Below are 19,110 nucleotides of genomic sequence, written 5' to 3'. Positions count from 1 at the left end.
CGCGGCGAATCGGTACTGCCCCGGCTCATGTGATGAGCCGGGGCAGTTCCGTGGTGAGGAGCGGGGCAGCGGGGATTAGCCCATCTCCTCCAACGCCTTGCCCTTGGTCTCCTTGACGAACAGAAGTACGAAGGGGATCGAGAGCGCGGCGAAGAATGTGTAGATGATGTAAGTACCGGAGAGGTTCCAGTCCGCCAGGCTCGGGAAGCTCACGGTGATGACCCAGTTGGCGATCCACTGCGCGGAGGCGGCGACGCCGAGCGCGGCGGCACGGATCCTGTTCGGGAACATCTCGCCGAGGAGGACCCAGACCACGACGCCCCACGAGAGGGCGAAGAAGAGCACGAAGACATGCGCGGAGACCAGGGCGACGGCACCCTGGGTGCCGGGCAGCTTGCCGTCGACGAGGTCGGCGGAGAAGGCCCAGGCCTCGAAGGCCAGGGCGATCGCCATGCCGGCCGAGCCGACGAGGGCGAGCGGACGCCGGCCGACCCGGTCGACCAGGATCATCGCGATCACGGTGCCGATGATGTTGATGATCGACGTGGTGAACGAGTAGAAGAACGAGCTGGCCGGGTCGATGCCGACCGACTGCCACAGCGCCGCGGAGTAGTAGAAGACGACGTTGATGCCGACGAACTGCTGGAAGAGGGAGAGTCCGATGCCGACCCAGACGATGGGCAGGAAGTTGAAGCGGCCGCCCAGCAGGTCCTTGAAGGTCGACTTGTGCTCGCGGCGCATCGCGAGTTCGATCTCGGCGACGCGGGCGTCCAGGTCGATCTTGTGGCCCTCGACCTCGCCGAGGACCTCCTTCGCCTTGTCGACCTTTCCGACGGAGATCAGGAAGCGGGGCGACTCGGGGATCGCGAAGGAGAGCAGTCCGTAGAGCACCGCCGGGACGACCATGACGCCGAGCATCCACTGCCAGGCCTCGATACCGAGCATCTCGCCGCGCTGCTTGCCGTCGGCGAGCTGCAGGATGGCGTAGTTCACCAGCTGGGAGATGGCGATGCCGATGACGATCGCGGCCTGCTGGAAGGAGCCGAGCCGGCCGCGGTAGGCGGCCGGCGACACCTCGGCGATATAGGCCGGGCCGATGACCGAGGCCATGCCGATGGCGAAGCCGCCGATGATGCGCCAGAAGGCGAGGTCCCAGAGGGCGAACGGGAGGGCGGAGCCGATGGCACTGGCGGTGAAGAGCACGGCAGCGATCTGCATACAGCGGATACGGCCGATACGGTCGGCGATCCGGCCGGCGGTCGCGGCGCCGACGGCGCAGCCGATCAGTGCGATGGCGATGACCTGGGCGAGCGTTCCCGAGCCGATGTCGTAGCGGTCCCTGATGGCTTCGACGGCGCCGTTGATCACCGAGCTGTCGTAGCCGAAGAGGAAACCGCCCATCGCGGCGGCGGCCGTGATGAAGATGACATGGCCGATATGTTCGGGGTGGGCCTGCCGGCCTCGCGATGCCGGCGGTGGCTGCTCAGTGCTGGTCACGTGTACTCCTGGGTCCGGCAGCGTCGCCGGGCGTGGGGGGCGAGCCCTTCAAGTGGCGCACAACTTCCCGCCGCTCACCACTTGAAGGTAAAAGCAACGTTGCAGAGACTATTCGTTCAAGTTTCGAAGTCAATAGTTCTTCCTTAGGAACACCAAGTAGCGATGTGAGGGAGTTGTGTTCAAGAGTTGAAGAGTTGTCAGCGAAGGCGCTGGCTGATGACCTTGGAGACGCCGTCACCCTGCATGGAGACGCCGTACAGCGCGTCCGCGACCTCCATCGTCCGCTTCTGGTGCGTGATCACGATCAGCTGCGAGGACTCCTGGAGCTCCTGCATGATCCGGATCAGGCGCTGAAGGTTGGTGTCGTCGAGCGCCGCCTCGACCTCGTCCATCACATAGAACGGACTCGGCCGGGCCTTGAAGATCGACACCAGCAGCGCGACGGCCGTCAGTGACCGCTCACCGCCCGACAGCAGCGACAGCCGCTTGACCTTCTTGCCAGGGGGTCTGGCCTCGACGTCCACGCCCGTGGTGAGCATGTTGTCGGGATCGGTCAGGATCAACCGGCCCTCGCCACCGGGAAAGAGCCGCGAGAAGACACCCTCGAACTCGCGGGCGGTGTCCCGGTACGCCTCCGTGAAGACCTGCTCGACGCGCTCGTCGACCTCCTTAATCACCTGCAGCAGGTCGGCCCTGGTCTTCTTCAGATCTTCAAGCTGCTCGGAGAGGAACTTGTGCCGCTCCTCCAGCGCCGAGAACTCCTCCAGGGCGAGCGGATTCACCTTTCCGAGTTGCTGGTACGCCCGTTCGGCGGACTTGAGACGCTTCTCCTGCTCTCCGCGTACGAACGGTCTCGGCTGGTTGCGCGGGTGCTCCGGGTCATCGGGCAGTTCCTCTCCCTCGGCGGGCAGGGACGGCGGCACCAGCTGGTCGGGGCCGTACTCGGCGACCAGCCCGGCCGGTTCCACACCCAGTTCCTCCAGGGCCTTTGTCTCCAGCTGCTCGATCCGCAGCCGCTTCTCGGCCCCGAGTACCTCGCCTCGGTGAACTGAATCAGTGAGTTTGTCGAGCTCGCCCTTGAGGTCGCGTCCCTGACTGCGGGCGGCGCTCAGATCCTGCTCGCGCTCGGCCTTGGCCGCCTCGGCGGCGACCCGCTCCGCCTCGGCCCGCACCAGCGACACCTCGACATGCGCGAGGAGCTGACGGGCGCCGCTGGCCACCGCGGCGGCGACCTCCGCCTCGTGCCGCAGCCGGGCGCGCCGCTGTTCGGCGCGTGCCCGTGCCTCGCGCTCGGCGCGCGCTCCCCGGTCCAGCGAGTCGGCACGCCCCGCGAGCCCCTTCACGCGCTCCTCATGCGTACGGACCTGGAGGCGGGCCTCCATCTCGGTCTGGCGGGCGTTGGCGCCGTCGGCGGCGAGCCGGTCCCGTACATGGGTATCGGGCTCCTCCTCCGCCGGCGCCTCCTCGGCGACGAGCAGCCGCTCGGCCAGCTCCTCGGCCTCCTCGCGCGCCCGCTCCAGCGCCTCCTGGGCCCTGGCGGCGGCCGCGGTCGTCCGCTCGGCCTCGCCCGCAGCGCCACGTGCCTGTCCGGACAGCCGCCCCAGCTGCCCGGACACCGCGGACTTCTCACGGTCGGCGGCCCTGCGGCGCTCTCCCAGTTCCTCGACGAGCGCCGCACATTCACTGCGCCGCCCAACGGCCTGCTGCTGGGCCGCCGACAGCTCCTCGCACCGTACGGCCAACTCCTCCAGCTCGGCCGCGGCCTCGTCGACGGAGGCCTGCACCTCGAGCAGACTCGGCGCCCCGGCGGAACCGCCCTGCGCGAAGTGCGCGCCGAGGACGTCTCCTTCCGCGGTCACGGCAGTGAGCTCGGGCCGTGAGTAGACCAGGTCCTCGGCATCCTCCAGCGTCCCGACCACGACCATGCCGTGCAGCAGCCGGCGCACGGCGGGCATCAGTTCCATGGGCCCCCGCACCAGGTCGGCGGCGTACGGAGGACCGTCGGAGCGCTGCGGCTGCGGTACGCAATCGGGCGCGCCGCCGAGCAGTATGGCGGCGCGCCCGGCGTCGGTCTTGCGCAGCAGCCGCAGCGCCTCGGCGGCGGTCGCGGGGTTGGACACGGCGATGGCGTCCGCCGCCGCGCCCAGCGCCGCTGCGACCGGAACCTCGAAGCCCGGGGTCACGCCGAGCAGTTCCGCCGCCGGCCCGAGCAGCCCCCCGAGGCGGTCCTTCGCGTCGAGCAGCGCCCCCGTGCCGTCCTTGCGGCGCAGCCCCAGGGCGAGCGCCTCCCGGCGGGCGGCGACGGCGGCGCGCTTGCGCTCGGCGCCGGTGAGCTCCTCACGCGCCGCGCTCAGCGCCGCCTCCGCATCGGCCAGCTCACGCTTGGCCGCGTCGTGCCGCTCCCCCAGCTCGGCATCGCCGGCGTCAAGACCGTCGACCTCGGCCTTGAGCTGCTCGTACTCCTCCTGAGCCGCCACGGCCCGCTCCTGGGCCTCGTCGCGCGCCGCGGCCAGCCGGTCGATCTCGGCCTGGGCGGAGGCCGCCCGCGAACGGGCCGCGTTGACCTGACCGTTGAGCCGGGCCAGCCCCTCGCGCCGGTCGGCGATCGCCCGCGCGACGTCCTTGAGCCGGCGCTCCTCGACCGTCAGCTCCCGCTCCAGCTCGGCGCGGTGCGCGACGGTGTCCTCCAGCGCGTGCTCCGCCGCCTCCAGCGCGGCCTCCAGCTCCGCCTCCTGCTCACGGATCCGGGCGGCCTCGCGCTCCATGTCCTCGGGGTCGCGGCCGCGCCGCTCCTCCGCCGGGGCCGCGGTCGCGCTCTTCACCCGTGCGTCGGCCAGTGAGATCGTGCCGCGCACCCGCTCGGCCAGCTGGGAGAGTTCGTACCAGCTCTGCTGGGCCCGCTGCAGCCGCGGCGCCAGCCGCCGTACCTCCTCCTCGAGTTCCGCCTCACGCGTCAGCGCGGCCCTGAGTTCCGCCTCGGCGCTGTCCTTGCGTTCCTTGAGCGCGGCCTCGTCGGCGATCTCGCCGCGCAGTGCCTCACGGAGCCGTACGAGATCGTCCGCAAGCAGCCGCAGCCGGGCATCGCGCAGATCGGCCTGGATGACGGCGGCCCGCCTGGCCACCGCGGCCTGCCGTCCCAGCGGCTTGAGCTGACGGCGCAGTTCGTCGGTCAGATCCTGCACGCGGGCGAGGTTGGCCTGCATCGAGTCCAGCTTCCGCAGCGCCTTCTCCTTGCGCTTGCGGTGCTTGAGCACACCGGCGGCCTCCTCGATGAAGGCCCGTCGCCCCATCGGATCGGCATGCAGAACGGAGTCGAGCTGGCCCTGTCCGACGATGACGTGCATCTCGCGGCCGATGCCGGAGTCGGAGAGGAGTTCCTGGATATCGAGAAGCCGGCACGTGTCGCCATTGAGCTGGTATTCACTGCCGCCGTTGCGGAACATGATCCGCGTAATGGTGACTTCGGCGTAGTCGATGGGGAGCGCGCCGTCGGAGTTGTCGATGGTGAGGGAGACCTCGGCGCGGCCGAGCGGAGGCCGCCCGGTCGTCCCGGCGAAGATGACGTCCTCCATCTTGCCGCCGCGCAGCGATTTGGCCCCCTGCTCCCCCATGACCCAGGACAGCGCGTCCACCACATTGGACTTGCCGGAGCCGTTGGGGCCCACGACGCAGGTGATGCCCGGCTCGAAGCGCAGCGTCGTGGCGGAGGCGAAGGATTTGAAACCGCGCAGGGTCATGGCCTTGAGGTGCACGCCGCCGGACTCTACCTTTCGCTTCGCTCGGACCGCCGGAGCCGGTCGACTCCGGCCTGCCACGTGGGATTTTCGACCGCGGGTGGGGGTTGTCCCCCCGGGAGGACAGAGCGCTCCCGGTTTCACCTATGAAGGTGCAGGGCACATCAGACGGTAAGGGAAGGGCTCCAAGGGGCGAGGCAGGGCGGGAAAAGAAAGAAGGGACGCCGAAGCGTCCCTTGCATATCTTGCGCGATGAACTCCAGTGAAAGCCCCTGCTCAGGTGAGCGCGGGCTCCGGCTGGTGCACGTCGATGTCGATGCCGTTGAGCAGCGACTCTCCAGGGTGCTGAGCAACGGCAGCGTTGAGCGCGTCATTCTCGGACTGGATCCGTACAAGCTCGGATTCGAGGTCCTGGACGCGCTGCTGCAGCCGTCGCATCTCGGCGAGGAGTCGCGGGTCGGAACCGCCGACGTAACCGAGAAGCGCCTTTGCCATGATGGATGGTCCTCCACACTGAGTGACCGACCGAATGCGGTGTGGGTCGTGAGGGATTCGCACCCGCGGTGCTCGACAGTGATTGTTACTTGCTATCGCTGCGGTTTGTACTGCCAAACAGCTAAGGTGCGCGGGGCTTCCAGAGTCTCACCAAAAAGTTTGACGGTCAACACGATCACGCCCCGTATCAACGGGCAAACCCGGGGCTCACGGCCGCGAATGAAGCGGTGGAGCCACTCTGCGGGGCCCTGGGGGCGTAGAGATCATCCTTACTGCCGCAGCCTGGCACGACAAGCCGTTCTTGGCAACCACCAGGCCATTTCCACCGCGGGCAGGTGCCGTCGGCATACGCGGCGATCTTCGCGGTGATGAATTACGGGGTGATCGTCACCTGATCGCGAAGTCCTCGTATCCACCGCGGGGCGTGTCCCAGATCTCGGTGACTCCGTCGACCCGGCCGGGTGTGTCGTCGGAGCGAAGCCATTCCAGCAAACGGTGGCAATTATCACGTGGCCCCTCTGCCACAACCTGCACCCTGCCATCGTCAAGATTGAGCGCGAAGCCCGTGAGGCCGCCGATCTCCAATGCATTTGCCCTGGTGAACCAGCGGAAGCCCACTCCCTGTACCCGGCCGCGTACCCAGGCGGTGAGCCGCGCAACATCGTTCATGGGGGCACCGTAACTGGCCAATACATTTCGGATCACTTCACCCCCTCGCCACATGGGCTACAGTCCCCTCGCAATGAGCCTCACTCGTATGGGTGAGTCATGTTGACGATTGACTGTCGAGTACCAGGAAGGCACAGCAGATGGGACGCCATCGACGCTCCGCCGCCGCACCCGTCGCAAATGACTATGCGGACGGTTCGGCAGGCCGGCACCGGGGTGGTGCACGCCGGAAGAAGCGGGGCCTTGTCCCCGTACGCACCGGGCTGCTCGGCGCCTCCGCAGCCATGGCCGTAGGGGCCGTGGCCGTCACGACCGGCCTGCTCCCGGGCGGCGACAAGTTCAACGTCGGCCACGGCAACGACTCCGCCAAGCAGGTACGCACCGAGGACTCCGCGAAGCTCCAGACACAGGGCGACGCGAGCGCGGAACCGACGAACGAGGCCCCGGCCCCCGTGCGCCAGGGCGCCCAGCGCCCGCATGCGCCGTCGAAGGCTCCCTCGCCGAAGACTCCCCCGCCCGCGCCGGCCAAGCCGTCGGCGGCGCCTGCGAAGAAGGCGAAGGTCCCCGAGGCGCGCAAGGAGTCGAAGAGCGACGCCCCGGCCCGCAAGGCGACGCCTGCGCCCAGCCGGCCGGCCGCGCCGGCCAAACCCGCCAAGCCTGCCAAGCCCGCCGTGCCCTCGGACGCGAAGGCCGCCGAGGCCGAGGTGCTCAGCCTGGTCAACGCAGAGCGCGCCAAGGTCGGCTGCAGCCCGGTACAGGCCAGCGAATCACTTGCGGCGCTGGCCGGGGACTTCAGCGACGACATGGCCACACGTGGCTTCTTCGGCCACACCGACCCTGACGGGGCGACGCCCTGGGACCGTGCCGCGCAGGTGGGCGTGCAGGGGCTCGGCGGCGAGAACATCGCTCGCGGTCAGGCCGACCCGGCCGCTGTGATGACCTCCTGGATGAACAGCGACGGTCACCGCGCGAACATCCTGAACTGCGACTACAAGACGATGGGCGTCGGTGTGCACCTGGGCGCCGGCGGCCCCTGGTGGACGCAGGACTTCGGCTTCTAGCCGGTCGTACGTACGCGAGAAGGCCCCCGTCACCTCGGTGACGGGGGCCTTCCTCATGGTCAGGCGGCGACGGCCGCAAGGCCCGCGACGAAGGTGCGGGCGGTCTCCGCCACCCGGCGGCCGAGGTGCTCCGCGGTCGCGATGTCGGCCTTGTGCACACCCTCCGGGCCCTCGTCGGAGTTGGTCTGGGCGGCGGCGCCGGAGAAGAAGCCCAGGCGGTTGAGGTCGTGCTCGGAGCCCTCGGTGGAGTTCCAGCCGGGCTTGAGCCCGAGGTTCACCCAGTGCATACCGTGCTGAGCGGCGAGCGTCGCGAAGAACTGCAGGGTGTGCAGCTTGTCGCCGCTCTTGGAGCCGGAGTTGGAGAAGCCGGCCGCCAGCTTGTCCTTCCAGGCGTCGGTGAACCAGCGCCGGGAGGTGTCCTCCGCGAACCGGTGGAAGGCACCGGACGCGGTCCCCATGTAGGTGGGCGACCCGAAGACGATGGCGTCGGAGCCGTCGAGCAGCTCCCACTGGGCATCGTCGATCTCGTCGACCTTGATCAGGTGAACAGTGGCGCCGGCGGCGGCCGCTCCTTCGCGGACGGCCGACGCGATGACGGCGGTGTGGCCGTACCCGGAGTGGTAGGCGATCGAGACAACAGGCGTGGTCACGGTAAGGGACTCCTCGAAAGCGGGGTGCTCGTCGGTGGTGCCACCAGAGAAACACTAACTTTCAGTTAGCGCAACCCATGAGTTAGCGCTGCACGGGAGTATGGTGGCGAGATGGAGACCAGTGCACAGGTAGAGAGCACCGGAGTCTGTCCGGACGGCGGCCTCGCCTTTGACGTGTTTTCCCGCCGGTGCCCGTCGCGCGACACCCTCGAGGACGTCACCGGCCGTTGGGGCAGCCTCACGCTGGGAGCGCTCCACGAAGGCACATTCCGTTTCAACGAGCTGCGGCGGCGGATCGACGGCGTGAGCGAGAAGATGCTGTCCCAGACCCTGCAAGCGCTGGAGCGCGACGGGCTCGTACGACGGGACGCGCAGCCGACCAATCCCCCACGGGTCGACTACGAACTCACCCCGCTGGGACGCCAGGTCGCGGAGCGGCTGCTCACACTCATCCGCTTCGTGGAGGGGCGGATGCCCGAGGTCCTGGCGGCGCGGGGGACTTACGACGAGGTGCGCGGCGGCCGCTGACAGCGCGGGCAGAAGTAGCTGGACCGGTTCATCCAGGGGCGGCGGCGTATCGGCGTGCCACAGCGACGGCACGGCTCGCCCTCGCGCCCGTAGGCGTCCAACGACCGGTCGAAGTAGCCTGATTCACCGTTCACGTTCACATACAGGCTGTCGAAACTGGTGCCCCCGACGGCGAGGGCGGCGACCATCACCCCCCGTACATGGCCGAGGAGTTCGACCGAGCGCGGGCGTGTGAGGGTCGCGGTGGGGCGCTCGTAATGGAGCTTCGCTCGCCAGAGTGCCTCGTCCGCGTAGATGTTGCCGACACCGCTGATCAGGGACTGGTCGAGCAGCGCGCGCTTGACGGTGGTACGGCGCAGACGCAGCGCGGTGTGGAAAGCCGCGTCGTCGAAGGCCGGGTCGATCGGATCGCGTGCGATGTGCGCGATGACGTCGGGCAGTCCCTCAGGGGTGTTGTCGTGCAACGAAAGCCCGCCGAAGGTGCGCTGGTCGACAAAGCGCAGCTCGGTGCCGAGGGTGTCGTCGAAGCGGATGCGGATGCGGAGATGCTTCTCGTCCGGTGCGGTTTCCGGCTGTACGAGGAGCTGGCCGCTCATGCCGAGGTGACCGAGGATCGAGGCGTCCGTGTCCGCCAGCGGAAGCCAGAGGTACTTGCCGCGGCGGCGGGCCACGCCGACGCTGTGCCCCTTGAGCCGGGCCGCGAAGTCCTCGCCGCCGGCGATATGCCGGCGGACCGCACGCGGGTGCAGCACCTGCACCTCGGCGATGGTGCGCCCGCTGACCCAGCGCTGGAGTCCGCGACGTACGACTTCGACCTCGGGCAGCTCGGGCACGGGGCTCCTTCAGAACTTTCGCGGTGACGCCCGCAGCGTACCGCTCCACCCACCGCCGAAATCCGTGAGGCCCCTCGCTCCCTGGGAGCGAGGGGCCTCACGGCGGAAAGCGGAAGCGTGGACTCAGGCCGAGGCCCGGTCCGCGGACTCCGTGGACGAAGAGGTGTCGGCGGCCTCTTCGCCTGCCACCTCGGTCGCCGCATCAGCCGCGCCCTCAGTGGAGGGCGCCACCTCGGCGGCGGCCTTCCCGGCAGCCACGCGCTCATCCGCGGCGGCACTGATCTCCCGCCACGCGGACTCCGCCGCCTGCTGCTCCGCTTCCTTCTTGCTGCGGCCGGTGCCGGTGCCGTACGAGACACCACCGACGCGGGCGGCAGCAGTGAAGGTCTTCTCGTGGTCCGGGCCGGTCTCGGTGACGAGATACTCCGGGACTCCGAGCCCCTCGGCAGCGGTGAGCTCCTGGAGACTGGTCTTCCAGTCCAGGCCGGCGCCGAGGTTCGAGGACTTCTCGATCAGCGGGTCGAAGAGCCGGTGAACCAGCTCCGAGGCCGCTTCGAGGCCCTGGTCGAGATAGACAGCGCCGATCACCGCTTCAAGGGTGTCGGCGAGGATGGACGCCTTGTCCCTGCCGCCCGTGCCCTCTTCACCCCGGCCGAGCCGGATGAAGAGGCCGAGTTCGAGGCCACGGCCGACCTCCGCCAGCGCACGCGAATTGACCACCGCGGCCCGCAACTTGGCCAGCTGGCCTTCGGGCAGGTCGGGGTGGGTGCGGTACAGCGTGTCGGTGACCACCAGGCCGAGCACCGAATCCCCGAGGAATTCGAGCCGCTCGTTGGTGGGCAGACCGCCGTTCTCGTACGCGTACGAACGGTGGGTCAGCGCACGCACCAGAAGGGCGGACTCGAGGTGGTACCCGAGCCGCCCTTCCAGAAGCGTGTGGGACGAGGCTGCGTTGACGTTGTCTGCCTGCTTCTTGGCGTTGGACAACTCAGACATCGTGCCTCTCACCAGCCGCTCAGACCTCGAGGACCTGGCGCTTGTTGTAGGTGCCGCAGCTCGGGCACGCGATGTGCTGCTGCTTCGGCTCCTGGCAACGCTCACACGAAACCAAGGTGGGGACCGCAGCCTTCCACTGCGACCGGCGGTGGCGCGTGTTGCTGCGCGACATCTTCCGCTTCGGAACAGCCACGGCTACTTCTCCTGCTTCTCGTCGACGCCCGCTTCGGCGCCGCCCATGTTGTCCTTCTCGCCGTCCTTGACGGTTTCGACGAGTCCCTGCAACGCCGCCCAACGATTGTCGACGGCGTCATGATGATGACCCGGGTTCTCGTCCAGCCTGATCCCGCATTCGGGACACAGGCCGGCACAGGTCTCCCGGCACACCGGCTGCATCGGCAGTGCGAGCACCACCGCATCACGCAGCACGGACTCGAGGTCGAACAGGCCGTCCTCGAGAAAGAGTCTGTCCTCGTCCTCGGCGTCGTCGACGGGTTCCGCGGTGCGGCCCCGGTCGTCGGCGTCGGGGTACGTGAACAGCTCCTGGAAGTCCGTCGCAACCTCTTGGTGCAACGGCTCCAGACACCTTACGCACTCCCCCTCGACCGGTGCACGGGCGGTGCCTGTGACAAGCACACCCTCCATGACCGACTCGAGGCGGAGATCGAGCTCGATCGGTGCGCCCAAGGGCACGCCGATGACCCCTTCGATACCGAAGTCCTTGGGGGTCGCGACCGTGCGGGTCAGCCGCTGAAGCGCACCAGGACGCCGCCCCAGCTCGCGTGTGTCGAACACGAGGGGGTTGCGGTGGTCAAGATGCGCGTTCAGGGCTCTTCCTGCTTTCGGATCGTGGGGAGGGGCTGTCCCGATTCGGAGTGGAAGCGGGCAGCCGGGATCGCGAAGCTGCGCGCGACCGAAGAGCCAGGATACTGGACAGGCCGCCGTAGACCCAATCCGGTCGTCGGCGGCCGGAAACTCAGCGGCCCTGCTCGTACCGGCGCAGCTGCTCGAGGTCGATCATGCTCGTGTCGAAGAGGCTGGTCTCGTCGAGAGCGGCCCCCTGCTGCTGCGCCTGCTGGGGCTGTTGCTGGGGCTGGTCCTGCTGCTGATAGGCGTACGGGTCCTGCTGTGCGTACTGCTGCTGGTCGTAGCTCTGCTGCTGGTACGCGGCGTACGGGTCCTGCTGATAGGCCGCGTACGCCTCCTGCGGCTGCTGCGGCTGGTAGGCGTACGGGTCCTGCTGAGCCGGGATCTGGGGCTGCGGGTCGGCCTGCTGCTGGTACTGGGGCTGCGGGTCGGCCTGCGGCTGGTACTGGACCTGCCGCGGGACCTGCGGCTGCGGCTCGGCCAGCTCCGCGAGACCGGCCAGATAGTCGGCGTCGCTGGCGTGCTGCTGCGTACCCGCCGCGTCCTGGGCGGCCATGTGCTCGCCGAGCGCGTCACTGGTGGTCCGGCCGTGCAGCTTCTGCCGGCCGCGGCCGACCGCGTCGAGGGTCTTGGAGAGCACGGCCTCGAAGGCGCCGAGCTTGGCGTCGACGTACTCGTCCGCGCGCTGGATCAGGGTCTGCGGGTCCGCGCTGTACTCGGGGGCGTCCTCGTCGGCGTACCCCTGCTCGTCCAGCCCCGGTCCACGGCCGAGCAGCTTCTCGCGGCCGCGGTCGACGGACCCGATGGTCTTGGTGAGGACGACCTCGAAGTTGGCGAGCTTGGAGTCGACGTAGTCGTCGGCCTCGGCGCGGATCTCCTCGGCGTCACGGCGGGCCTCGGCGAGGATCCGGTCGGCCTCGTCCTGGGACTGGCGGGCGACGTGGGTGTCCGAGATCAGCGAGCCGCGTTCGGCGTGGGCGGTCTCGATGATCCGCTCCGCCTCCTGGCGGGCCTGCTCGACCAGCTGCTCACGGCCGCCGATCAGCTCCTGGGCCTGGGCCAGCGAGCCCGGCAGGGCCTGGCGGACCTCTTCGAGCATGGCGAGCAGGTCCGCGCGGTTGACCACGCAGGAGGCCGACATGGGCATGGACCGGGCGTTGCCGACCGCCTCGACGATCTCGTCGAGCTTCTTCTGGACGTCCACCGTGTGTTCGCCACTCTCTACAGCTGATGGGAGACGGACGTGGACGACTGTACGGGCAGTCGGTGCCCGGACGACACCGGGTGACGGGCTGTCAGCCGGCCACCCGGTTCGTCACTCGTCGCGTCACCGAACGGTCACCGATTCCTCACTGGGTTCGTGCCCTCTCGGCGAGGCGCTTGGTGAGCGCCTGGTGCACCACGGGAGGCAGCAGGTGGGAGACGTCGCCGCCCCAGGCGGCGACCTCCTTGACCAGACTGGAGGAGAGGAAGCTGTAGGTGGGGTTGGTCGGGACGAACAACGTCTCCACACCCGAGAGGCCGTTGTTCATCTGGGCCATCTGCAGCTCGTAGTCGAAGTCGCTGACGGCGCGCAGACCCTTGACGATGGCCGGGATGTCGCGCTGCTTGCAGAAGTCGACGAGGAGGCCGTGGTGGGACTCCACCTCGACGTTTCCGTACTCGCTGGTCACGTGGCGGATCATCTCGATCCGCTCCTCGACCGTGAACAGTCCCTGCTTGGACTGATTGATCATCACCGCGACGTATACGACGTCGTACAGCTTGGAGGCGCGGGCAATGATGTCGAGGTGTCCATTGGTGATGGGGTCGAATGACCCGGGACAGACTGCGCGGCGCAACTGAAGTCCCTCGCTCTCCGGTCCGATCATCGTGCGTCTTCGCACGTAGAGGCGGCGCGACCGTACCAAAGCGTGCCTTCGCCGTAACGACGGGCTCGCAGTGGCTCGAAACCCTGCGGCCAAACGAACTCGCCGCCCCTGGTGCTCCGCTCCACGGTGACGAGCGCATCGTCCGCGAGCCAGCCCTGAGTGCGGAGTGTGAGCAGAATCTCGCGAAGATCGTCGTCGGTGACGGCGTACGGAGGGTCGAGGAAAACCACGTCATAGGGGACTTCGGGGGCGAGACTCGTCACGATTTGTTCCGCTTTACCGGTACGGACCTCGGCCCCTGGCAGTCCGAGCGCGCGGACGTTCTCACGGACGGTGCGGACCGCGCGGGAATCGGCCTCGACGAGGAGTGCGTGGGACGCGCCGCGGGAGAGCGCCTCCAGGCCGACGGCGCCCGAGCCGGCGTACAGATCGGCGACGCGGATGCCACTGAGCGTGCCGAGGAGCGACTCCCAGCTGGAGAAGAGCCCCTCACGAGCGCGGTCGGAGGTGGGGCGGGTGCCGTTGCCGGGCGGGACGGCGAGGCGGCGTCCGCCGGCCGCGCCGGCGATCACGCGGGTCATCTCAGTCCTTCTGGTGAGCTCGATGAGGAATCTCTTCCCGCCAGTCTCTCAGCCCTTGTCGAGGTACTGCTCGCGCTCTGTGTCGAGCAGTGCGTCCAGGGCCGTACGCAGCTCGGGCAGCCGCTCCAGCTCCGGGTCCTCGCTGACGATCGCGACGGCCTCCTCGCGGGCAGCGGCGATCACCTCCTCGTCCTCGATGACCGTGAGCATCCGCAACGAGGAGCGCACGCCGGACTGTGCCTGGCCGAGCACATCGCCCTCGCGGCGCTGTTCGAGGTCGATACGGGAGAGCTCGAAGCCGTCGAGCGTGGCGGCGACCGCAGCCAGCCGGGACCGGGCGGGACTCGCCTCGGGCATCTCGCTGACCAGCAGACAGAGTCCGGGGGCCGAGCCACGGCCCACCCGGCCGCGCAGCTGGTGCAGCTGGGAGACACCGAACCGGTCCGCGTCCATGATCACCATGGCGGTGGCGTTGGGGACGTTGACACCGACCTCGATGACGGTGGTGGCGACCAGGACGTCCACATCACCCGCGGCGAAGCGGCGCATGACGTCGTCCTTGTCGTCGGGCTGCATCCGGCCGTGCAGCACTTCGACGCGCAGACCGCTCAAGGGGCCCTCGGCGAGCTGTTCGGCGATCTCGATCACGGCCAGGGGCGGGCGCTTCTCGGCGTCGTCCTCGGCGGACTTCTTCTTCGGCTCGTCCTCGCCGTCGCCGATACGGGGACAGACGACGTACGCCTGATGTCCGTTCTCCACCTCCTCGCGCACGCGCTCCCAGGCGCGCGCGAGGAAATGCGGTTTGTCCTGGGCGGGGACCACATGGGTGGCGATCGGCGACCGGCCAGCCGGCAGCTGGTCCAGGACGGAGGTCTCCAGATCGCCGAAGACGGTCATCGCGACCGTACGGGGAATGGGGGTGGCGGTCATGACCAGCAGATGCGGCGGCTGTTTGCCCTTCGAGCGCAGGGCGTCGCGCTGCTCCACGCCGAAGCGGTGCTGCTCGTCGACGACGACCAGCCCCAGATCGTGGAACTGCACCTTGTCCTCGATCAGCGCGTGCGTACCGATGACGATCCCGGCTTCGCCCGTCACCAGATCGAGCAGCGCCTGCCGGCGCGCGGCCGCGCCCATGGAGCCGGTCAGCAGCACCACTTTGGTGGCGTGCTCGGCGCCGCCGAGCATCCCGCCCTCCGCAAGCTCGCCCATCATCTCGGTGACCGAGCGGTGGTGCTGCTGGGCGAGGACCTCGGTGGGCGCGAGCATCGCGGACTGGCCGCCCGCGTCGACGACGGTGAGCATCGCCCGCAGCGCGACTATGGTCTTGCCCGAACCGACCTCGCCCTGGAGCAGACGGTGCATGGGGTGCTCGGTCGCCAGGTCGTCGAAGATCTCCTTGGTGACCTTCTGCTGGCCTTCTGTGAGGGTGAAGGGCAGCTTGGCGTCGAAGGCGTCGAGCACAGCGCCCGGCCTGGGTTTCCGTGCCACCGCGGGCAGTTGGGTGTCGGCGTGCCGCCGCCGGGCGAGCGCCACCTGAAGGACGAATGCCTCGTCCCATTTGAGCCGGTCCCTGGCCTCGGCGATGTCCGCCTTCGTCCGCGGCCGGTGGATCTTGCGCAGGGCATCGGGGAGCGCGGCGAATCCACGGCCTTCACGCAGCGAGGGCGGCAGCGGGTCGGCGGCCTCCGCGGCGCGCGGCAGGACCGCGTCCACCGCCTTGGCGATCTTCCAGGACTCCAGCTGCTTGCAGGCCGGATAGAGCGGGATCAGCTGGTTCGCGAAGGCGTCCACCGCGTCCTCGGCACTGGCGGCGGCGCCCAGCGGCTCGTACGCGGGATGGGCGAGCTGAAGCTTGCGGTTGAACATCGACACCTTGCCGGCGAACATCGCGCGGCTGCCCGGCAGCAGGTCCTTCTGCGGCTTGTGAACGCCCTTGCCGAAGAAGACCAGCTGCAGCCGTCCGCTGCCGTCGGTGATGGTGACTTCGAGGCGTCGGCCGCGGCCCTGGTTGAACGTGAGCACTCGGGCGTCCGCGACCTGGGCGACGACCGTGACGTGCTCGTCCAGAGGCAGCTCGGAGAGGGGCGTGAGCTCGCCCCGCTCGGCGTAGCGCCGCGGGTAGTGGTGGAGCAGATCACCGACGGTGTGCAGGTCGAGGTGCTCGGCCATCACCTTCGCGGTGGCTGCACCGAGCGTCTTCTTCAGGGGTTCGTCGAGCGCGGACACGCGGTCCATTGCACACCAAACCACTGACAGCCGTCGGACACCTGTGGATAACCCCTGGTCACAGCCGTGGCTACTCCACACCGATCAACAGTGGCGCCGACTGGCGACCGCCGCGGTAGACCACCGTGTCGACCGCCAGGTGGCCGTCCCGTACGTACCTCTCCAGCCGGTCCGCCATGGCCTCCGGTACGTCCTCGCCGAGCACCAGCGTCACCATCTCGCCGCCCGCCGCCAGCATGCGGTCCAGCACCGTCTCCGCCGTGACCGCCAGATCCGTGCCGATCACCGCCACGTCGCCGTCGATCAGGCCCAGCACGTCGCCGGCCTGGCAGACGCCGGCCGTCGTCCACGACTGCCGTTCCGCGACGGCCAGTTCGGCGTAGCGGGTCGCGCCCGCCGCCGCGGTCATCGCGACCACGTCCTCGTCGAAGCGCCGGTCCGGCTCGTGGACGGCGAGCGCCGCGATGCCCTGGACCGCGGCACGGGTGGGGACGAGAGCGACCCGCACACCTTCCGTACGGGCCTGCTCCGCGGCCGCGGCGGCCGTGTGCCGCAGCTCCGCGGAGTTCGGCAGCAGGACCACCTCGCGCGCGTGGGCGCGCCGGATCGCCTCGACCAGCTCGCCGCTGGCCAGGGGTTCGCCGGGGCGGGCGAGAACCGTGGTCGCTCCGGCCTCGGAGCACAGGCCCGCCAGTCCCTCCCCGGGGACGACCACGACGACCGCCCGCTGCACCTGTTCACGCATCACCGCCGCCGCGGTGTCGAAGTGGGTGATACGGATCCGGTACGGCCGCCCCGCCTCGACGCCCGCCTCCACCGCCGCGCCCGCGTCGTCGACGTGCACATGGACGTTCCACAGGCCGTCGCCGCCGACGACGACGAGCGAGTCGCCGAGCTTGTCGAGCCGGGCCCGCAGCCGGGCCACGGCCGTATCGTCCGCCTCCAGCAGATAGATGACCTCGAAGGCCGGGCCCCCGGCAGCACACGTCTCCCCGGTCCCGGCCACAGGCTCCGGCCGCACATGCGCCAGCGCCGGGAGCACCGGGGCCTCGCCCGACACGGCCTCGACGAGCGCCCCGAGCACGGCGAGCAGCCCCCGTCCGCCCGCGTCGACGACGCCCGCCCGCCCCAGTACCTCGAGCTGGTCCGGCGTCGCGTCCAGCGCGGCCAGCGCCCCCGCGTACGCCGCGCGCACGGCATCGTCCGGGTCGGCCTCCGCCGCGTCCGCCGCCGCCCCGGCCACGCTCAGGATCGTGCCCTCGACCGGATGCGCGACCGCCGCACGCGCCAACACGGCCGCCCGCCGCAGCGCGGCGGCCGGATGGTCACCTTCACCGATCCGCTCGGCCATGCCCCGCAGCAGCTGCGCCAGGATCGTCCCCGAGTTCCCGCGTGCCCCGATCAGCGCCCCGTGCGCCATCGCCCGCAGCACATCGGCCGACGCGGGCAGGGCGGCCTTGGTCTCATGAGCGGCGAAGACGGCCTCCACGGCCTGGGCCGCGGACTCCACGGTCAGGTACAGATTGGTGCCGGTGTCCCCGTCCGCGACCGGATAGACATTGATCGCGTCGATCTCCTCGCGCTCCCGGCCCAGGGCCTCCAGCGCCAGTGAGCACCAGGCACGCACCGCTGCGGCGTCGAGGGTCTGCGGCACCTGGTGATCCTCCTTGAGCGGCCGGAGTGGGCCGTGGGCTGCGGGTTGAACCGCAGGGTAGACCCCGGTCGGGGCCAAGGGCCGGGGCGGGGGCGGGAGAAGCCATGGTAGTTTCGTATCTCGGACGCAGTCGTTGTATGCTGCTCCGGTTGCCCGATGAAAGTCGGGCCATTCCCCCGGCAAAGCCACCAATCAGATCACTGATCCGGCGCGCCGGAATTCACTGTAAGTGCATCTGAAGTCTTTGGAGTGACCCGTGGCTGCCAACTGCGACGTCTGCGGCAAGGGGCCGGGCTTCGGCAACAACATTTCGCACTCGCACCGCCGTACGTCCCGTCGCTGGAACCCGAACATCCAGCGCGTGCGTGCCGTGGTCGGTCGGACGCCGAAGCGGCTCAACGTCTGCACCTCGTGCATCAAGGCCGGCAAGGTCTCGCGCTAATTGGTTGCGCCCCGCTCAGCGGGGATGTTCCCGCCGACGTTTCGTCGTAGCGCAGCCCCTGCGGTTGCCTTGAAAGCCGGTCCACCTCGGTGGACCGGCTTTTTGCCGTACCCGGACAGTCACCGGAAGCAGCCGCAGTAGCAGTCACCCGCCGGCAGCCGTCACCGAAGCGATCGGCGAAAGCGCCAGGCGTGATCCACCGGACCGATGCCCGCGCCCAGCGGGAAGCCCGCCGCAATCGCCCCCGTGACGTACTCCTTGGCCGCCCGGACGGCCTCCGGAACGTCCATCCCCCTCGCCAGCCCCGACGCGACCGCGGACGCCAGCGTGCAGCCCGTCCCGTGGGTGTGCCTGTTGTCGTACCTGGGCGCGCGCAGCCAGTGTTCCTCGGTGCCGTCCGTCAGCAGGTCCACTGCCTGGTTCCGACCCGCCCGCCCGGAGTCCCCCGCGAGATGCCCGCCCTTGATCAGCGCCCAGCGTGGCCCGAAGCCGAGCACGGCGTCCGCGGCCCGGCGCATCCCGCTCTCGTCCTCGACCACCACCCCCGTCAGCTGGGTCACCTCGTCGAGGTTGGGCGTGGCCACCGTGGCGGTCGGCAGCAGCTTTGTGCGTACGGAGTCGAGCGCGGATGCCGCCAGCAGCGAATCCCCGTGCTTGGAGATGCCCACCGGGTCGACGACCACCGGCGCGTCCGTGCCCGCCAGCAGCTCCGCGACCGTCTCGACCAACGGCGCGGACGCCAGCATTCCGGTCTTCACGGCCTGTACGCCGATGTCGTCGACGACGCTGCGGTACTGCGCCCGCACCGCCTCGACAGGCAGCTCCCACGCGCCCTGCACGCCCAGCGAGTTCTGCGCGGTGACCGCGGTGAGCACGCTCATCCCGTGCACGCCGAGCGCCAGCATGGTCTTCAGGTCGGCCTGAATACCGGCACCGCCGCCGGAGTCGGATCCGGCGACGGTGAGAACGCGGGGGGCCGGGAAAGTAAAAGAGAGGGACTGCATAC

At 69.4% G+C, this 19,110-nt stretch carries 18 protein-coding genes; 3 read left to right on the top strand and 15 right to left on the bottom strand.

Going from position 1 to position 19,110, the window contains the following annotated elements; genetic code table 11:
• Positions 1 to 75: 75 nt before the first annotated feature.
• The 4 genes from ACWDZ6_RS22575 to ACWDZ6_RS22560 all read right to left on the bottom strand — a co-directional run bounded on the left by ACWDZ6_RS22575 (position 76) and on the right by ACWDZ6_RS22560 (position 6,395).
• Positions 76 to 1,497, bottom strand: coding sequence for a sugar porter family MFS transporter (locus ACWDZ6_RS22575; RefSeq protein ID WP_451504270.1), 1,422 nt, complete (start codon positions 1,495 to 1,497; stop codon positions 76 to 78).
• 197 nt (positions 1,498 to 1,694) lie between these two features.
• Positions 1,695 to 5,249, bottom strand: coding sequence for a chromosome segregation protein SMC (smc, locus tag ACWDZ6_RS22570; RefSeq protein ID WP_451504269.1), 3,555 nt, complete (start codon positions 5,247 to 5,249; stop codon positions 1,695 to 1,697).
• 258 nt (positions 5,250 to 5,507) lie between these two features.
• Positions 5,508 to 5,726 carry a hypothetical protein gene (locus ACWDZ6_RS22565; protein ID WP_327326328.1) on the bottom strand — a complete coding sequence of 73 codons (219 nt, stop codon included), beginning with the start codon at positions 5,724 to 5,726 and terminating at the stop codon, positions 5,508 to 5,510.
• Positions 5,727 to 6,113: 387 nt separating this feature from the next.
• The gene (locus tag ACWDZ6_RS22560) at positions 6,114 to 6,395 is read right to left on the bottom strand and encodes an acylphosphatase (RefSeq protein WP_351455279.1); all 282 of its coding nucleotides are present in this window, start codon (positions 6,393 to 6,395) and stop codon (positions 6,114 to 6,116) included.
• Positions 6,396 to 6,535: 140 nt separating this feature from the next.
• Between ACWDZ6_RS22560 and ACWDZ6_RS22555 the strand changes: the two genes are divergently transcribed.
• Positions 6,536 to 7,456 (top strand): CAP domain-containing protein, encoded by a 921-nt coding sequence (locus tag ACWDZ6_RS22555; RefSeq protein ID WP_451504268.1) that lies wholly within the window; start codon positions 6,536 to 6,538, stop codon positions 7,454 to 7,456.
• 59 nt (positions 7,457 to 7,515) lie between these two features.
• Here ACWDZ6_RS22555 and ACWDZ6_RS22550 read toward each other — a convergent pair whose 3' ends face one another.
• Positions 7,516 to 8,106, bottom strand: coding sequence for a flavodoxin family protein (locus ACWDZ6_RS22550; RefSeq protein WP_451504267.1), 591 nt, complete (start codon positions 8,104 to 8,106; stop codon positions 7,516 to 7,518).
• Between the two features lie 111 nt (positions 8,107 to 8,217).
• Here ACWDZ6_RS22550 and ACWDZ6_RS22545 point away from each other — a divergent pair, with 111 nt between their 5' ends.
• Positions 8,218 to 8,634, top strand: coding sequence for a winged helix-turn-helix transcriptional regulator (locus tag ACWDZ6_RS22545; RefSeq protein WP_451504266.1), 417 nt, complete (start codon positions 8,218 to 8,220; stop codon positions 8,632 to 8,634).
• Here ACWDZ6_RS22545 and mutM read toward each other — a convergent pair.
• The 9 genes from mutM to ACWDZ6_RS22500 all read right to left on the bottom strand — a co-directional run bounded on the left by mutM (position 8,607) and on the right by ACWDZ6_RS22500 (position 17,662).
• The gene (gene mutM, locus ACWDZ6_RS22540) at positions 8,607 to 9,467 is read right to left on the bottom strand and encodes a bifunctional DNA-formamidopyrimidine glycosylase/DNA-(apurinic or apyrimidinic site) lyase (RefSeq protein ID WP_366732287.1); all 861 of its coding nucleotides are present in this window, start codon (positions 9,465 to 9,467) and stop codon (positions 8,607 to 8,609) included. The genes ACWDZ6_RS22545 and mutM overlap by 28 nt on opposite strands.
• Positions 9,468 to 9,590: 123 nt before the next feature.
• Positions 9,591 to 10,463: a ribonuclease III gene (gene rnc / locus ACWDZ6_RS22535; protein WP_451504265.1), complete on the bottom strand. Its 873-nt coding sequence runs from the start codon at positions 10,461 to 10,463 to the stop codon at positions 9,591 to 9,593.
• Between the two features lie 19 nt (positions 10,464 to 10,482).
• Positions 10,483 to 10,656, bottom strand: a complete 174-nt coding sequence (gene rpmF, locus ACWDZ6_RS22530; RefSeq protein WP_026165248.1) for a 50S ribosomal protein L32 — start codon at positions 10,654 to 10,656, stop codon at positions 10,483 to 10,485.
• 2 nt (positions 10,657 to 10,658) lie between these two features.
• Positions 10,659 to 11,258 (bottom strand): YceD family protein, encoded by a 600-nt coding sequence (locus ACWDZ6_RS22525; RefSeq protein WP_366732289.1) that lies wholly within the window; start codon positions 11,256 to 11,258, stop codon positions 10,659 to 10,661.
• A gap of 181 nt (positions 11,259 to 11,439) precedes the next feature.
• Positions 11,440 to 12,534: a cell division initiation protein gene (locus tag ACWDZ6_RS22520; protein ID WP_451504264.1), complete on the bottom strand. Its 1,095-nt coding sequence runs from the start codon at positions 12,532 to 12,534 to the stop codon at positions 11,440 to 11,442.
• A gap of 145 nt (positions 12,535 to 12,679) precedes the next feature.
• Positions 12,680 to 13,171, bottom strand: coding sequence for a pantetheine-phosphate adenylyltransferase (coaD, locus tag ACWDZ6_RS22515; protein ID WP_366732309.1), 492 nt, complete (start codon positions 13,169 to 13,171; stop codon positions 12,680 to 12,682).
• A gap of 26 nt (positions 13,172 to 13,197) precedes the next feature.
• Positions 13,198 to 13,782, bottom strand: a complete 585-nt coding sequence (rsmD, locus tag ACWDZ6_RS22510) for a 16S rRNA (guanine(966)-N(2))-methyltransferase RsmD (protein ID WP_451504263.1) — start codon at positions 13,780 to 13,782, stop codon at positions 13,198 to 13,200.
• A 48-nt stretch (positions 13,783 to 13,830) separates the two neighbouring features.
• Positions 13,831 to 16,017, bottom strand: a complete 2,187-nt coding sequence (gene recG / locus ACWDZ6_RS22505) for an ATP-dependent DNA helicase RecG (RefSeq protein WP_451504262.1) — start codon at positions 16,015 to 16,017, stop codon at positions 13,831 to 13,833.
• A gap of 61 nt (positions 16,018 to 16,078) precedes the next feature.
• Positions 16,079 to 17,662 carry a DAK2 domain-containing protein gene (locus ACWDZ6_RS22500; protein ID WP_451504261.1) on the bottom strand — a complete coding sequence of 528 codons (1,584 nt, stop codon included), beginning with the start codon at positions 17,660 to 17,662 and terminating at the stop codon, positions 16,079 to 16,081.
• Between the two features lie 256 nt (positions 17,663 to 17,918).
• Here ACWDZ6_RS22500 and rpmB point away from each other — a divergent pair, with 256 nt between their 5' ends.
• On the top strand, positions 17,919 to 18,104 hold the full coding sequence (gene rpmB / locus ACWDZ6_RS22495; RefSeq protein ID WP_003957616.1) for a 50S ribosomal protein L28: 186 nt from the start codon (positions 17,919 to 17,921) through the stop codon (positions 18,102 to 18,104).
• Between the two features lie 161 nt (positions 18,105 to 18,265).
• On the opposite strand, the gene thiD is transcribed toward rpmB, so the two are convergent.
• Positions 18,266 to 19,108, bottom strand: a complete 843-nt coding sequence (thiD, locus tag ACWDZ6_RS22490; RefSeq protein ID WP_451504260.1) for a bifunctional hydroxymethylpyrimidine kinase/phosphomethylpyrimidine kinase — start codon at positions 19,106 to 19,108, stop codon at positions 18,266 to 18,268.
• Positions 19,109 to 19,110: the final 2 nt, after the last annotated feature.

The sequence above is a fragment of the Streptomyces sp. NPDC002926 genome (assembly GCF_053591755.1).
This window is presented reverse-complemented; position numbering and strand designations above follow the sequence as displayed.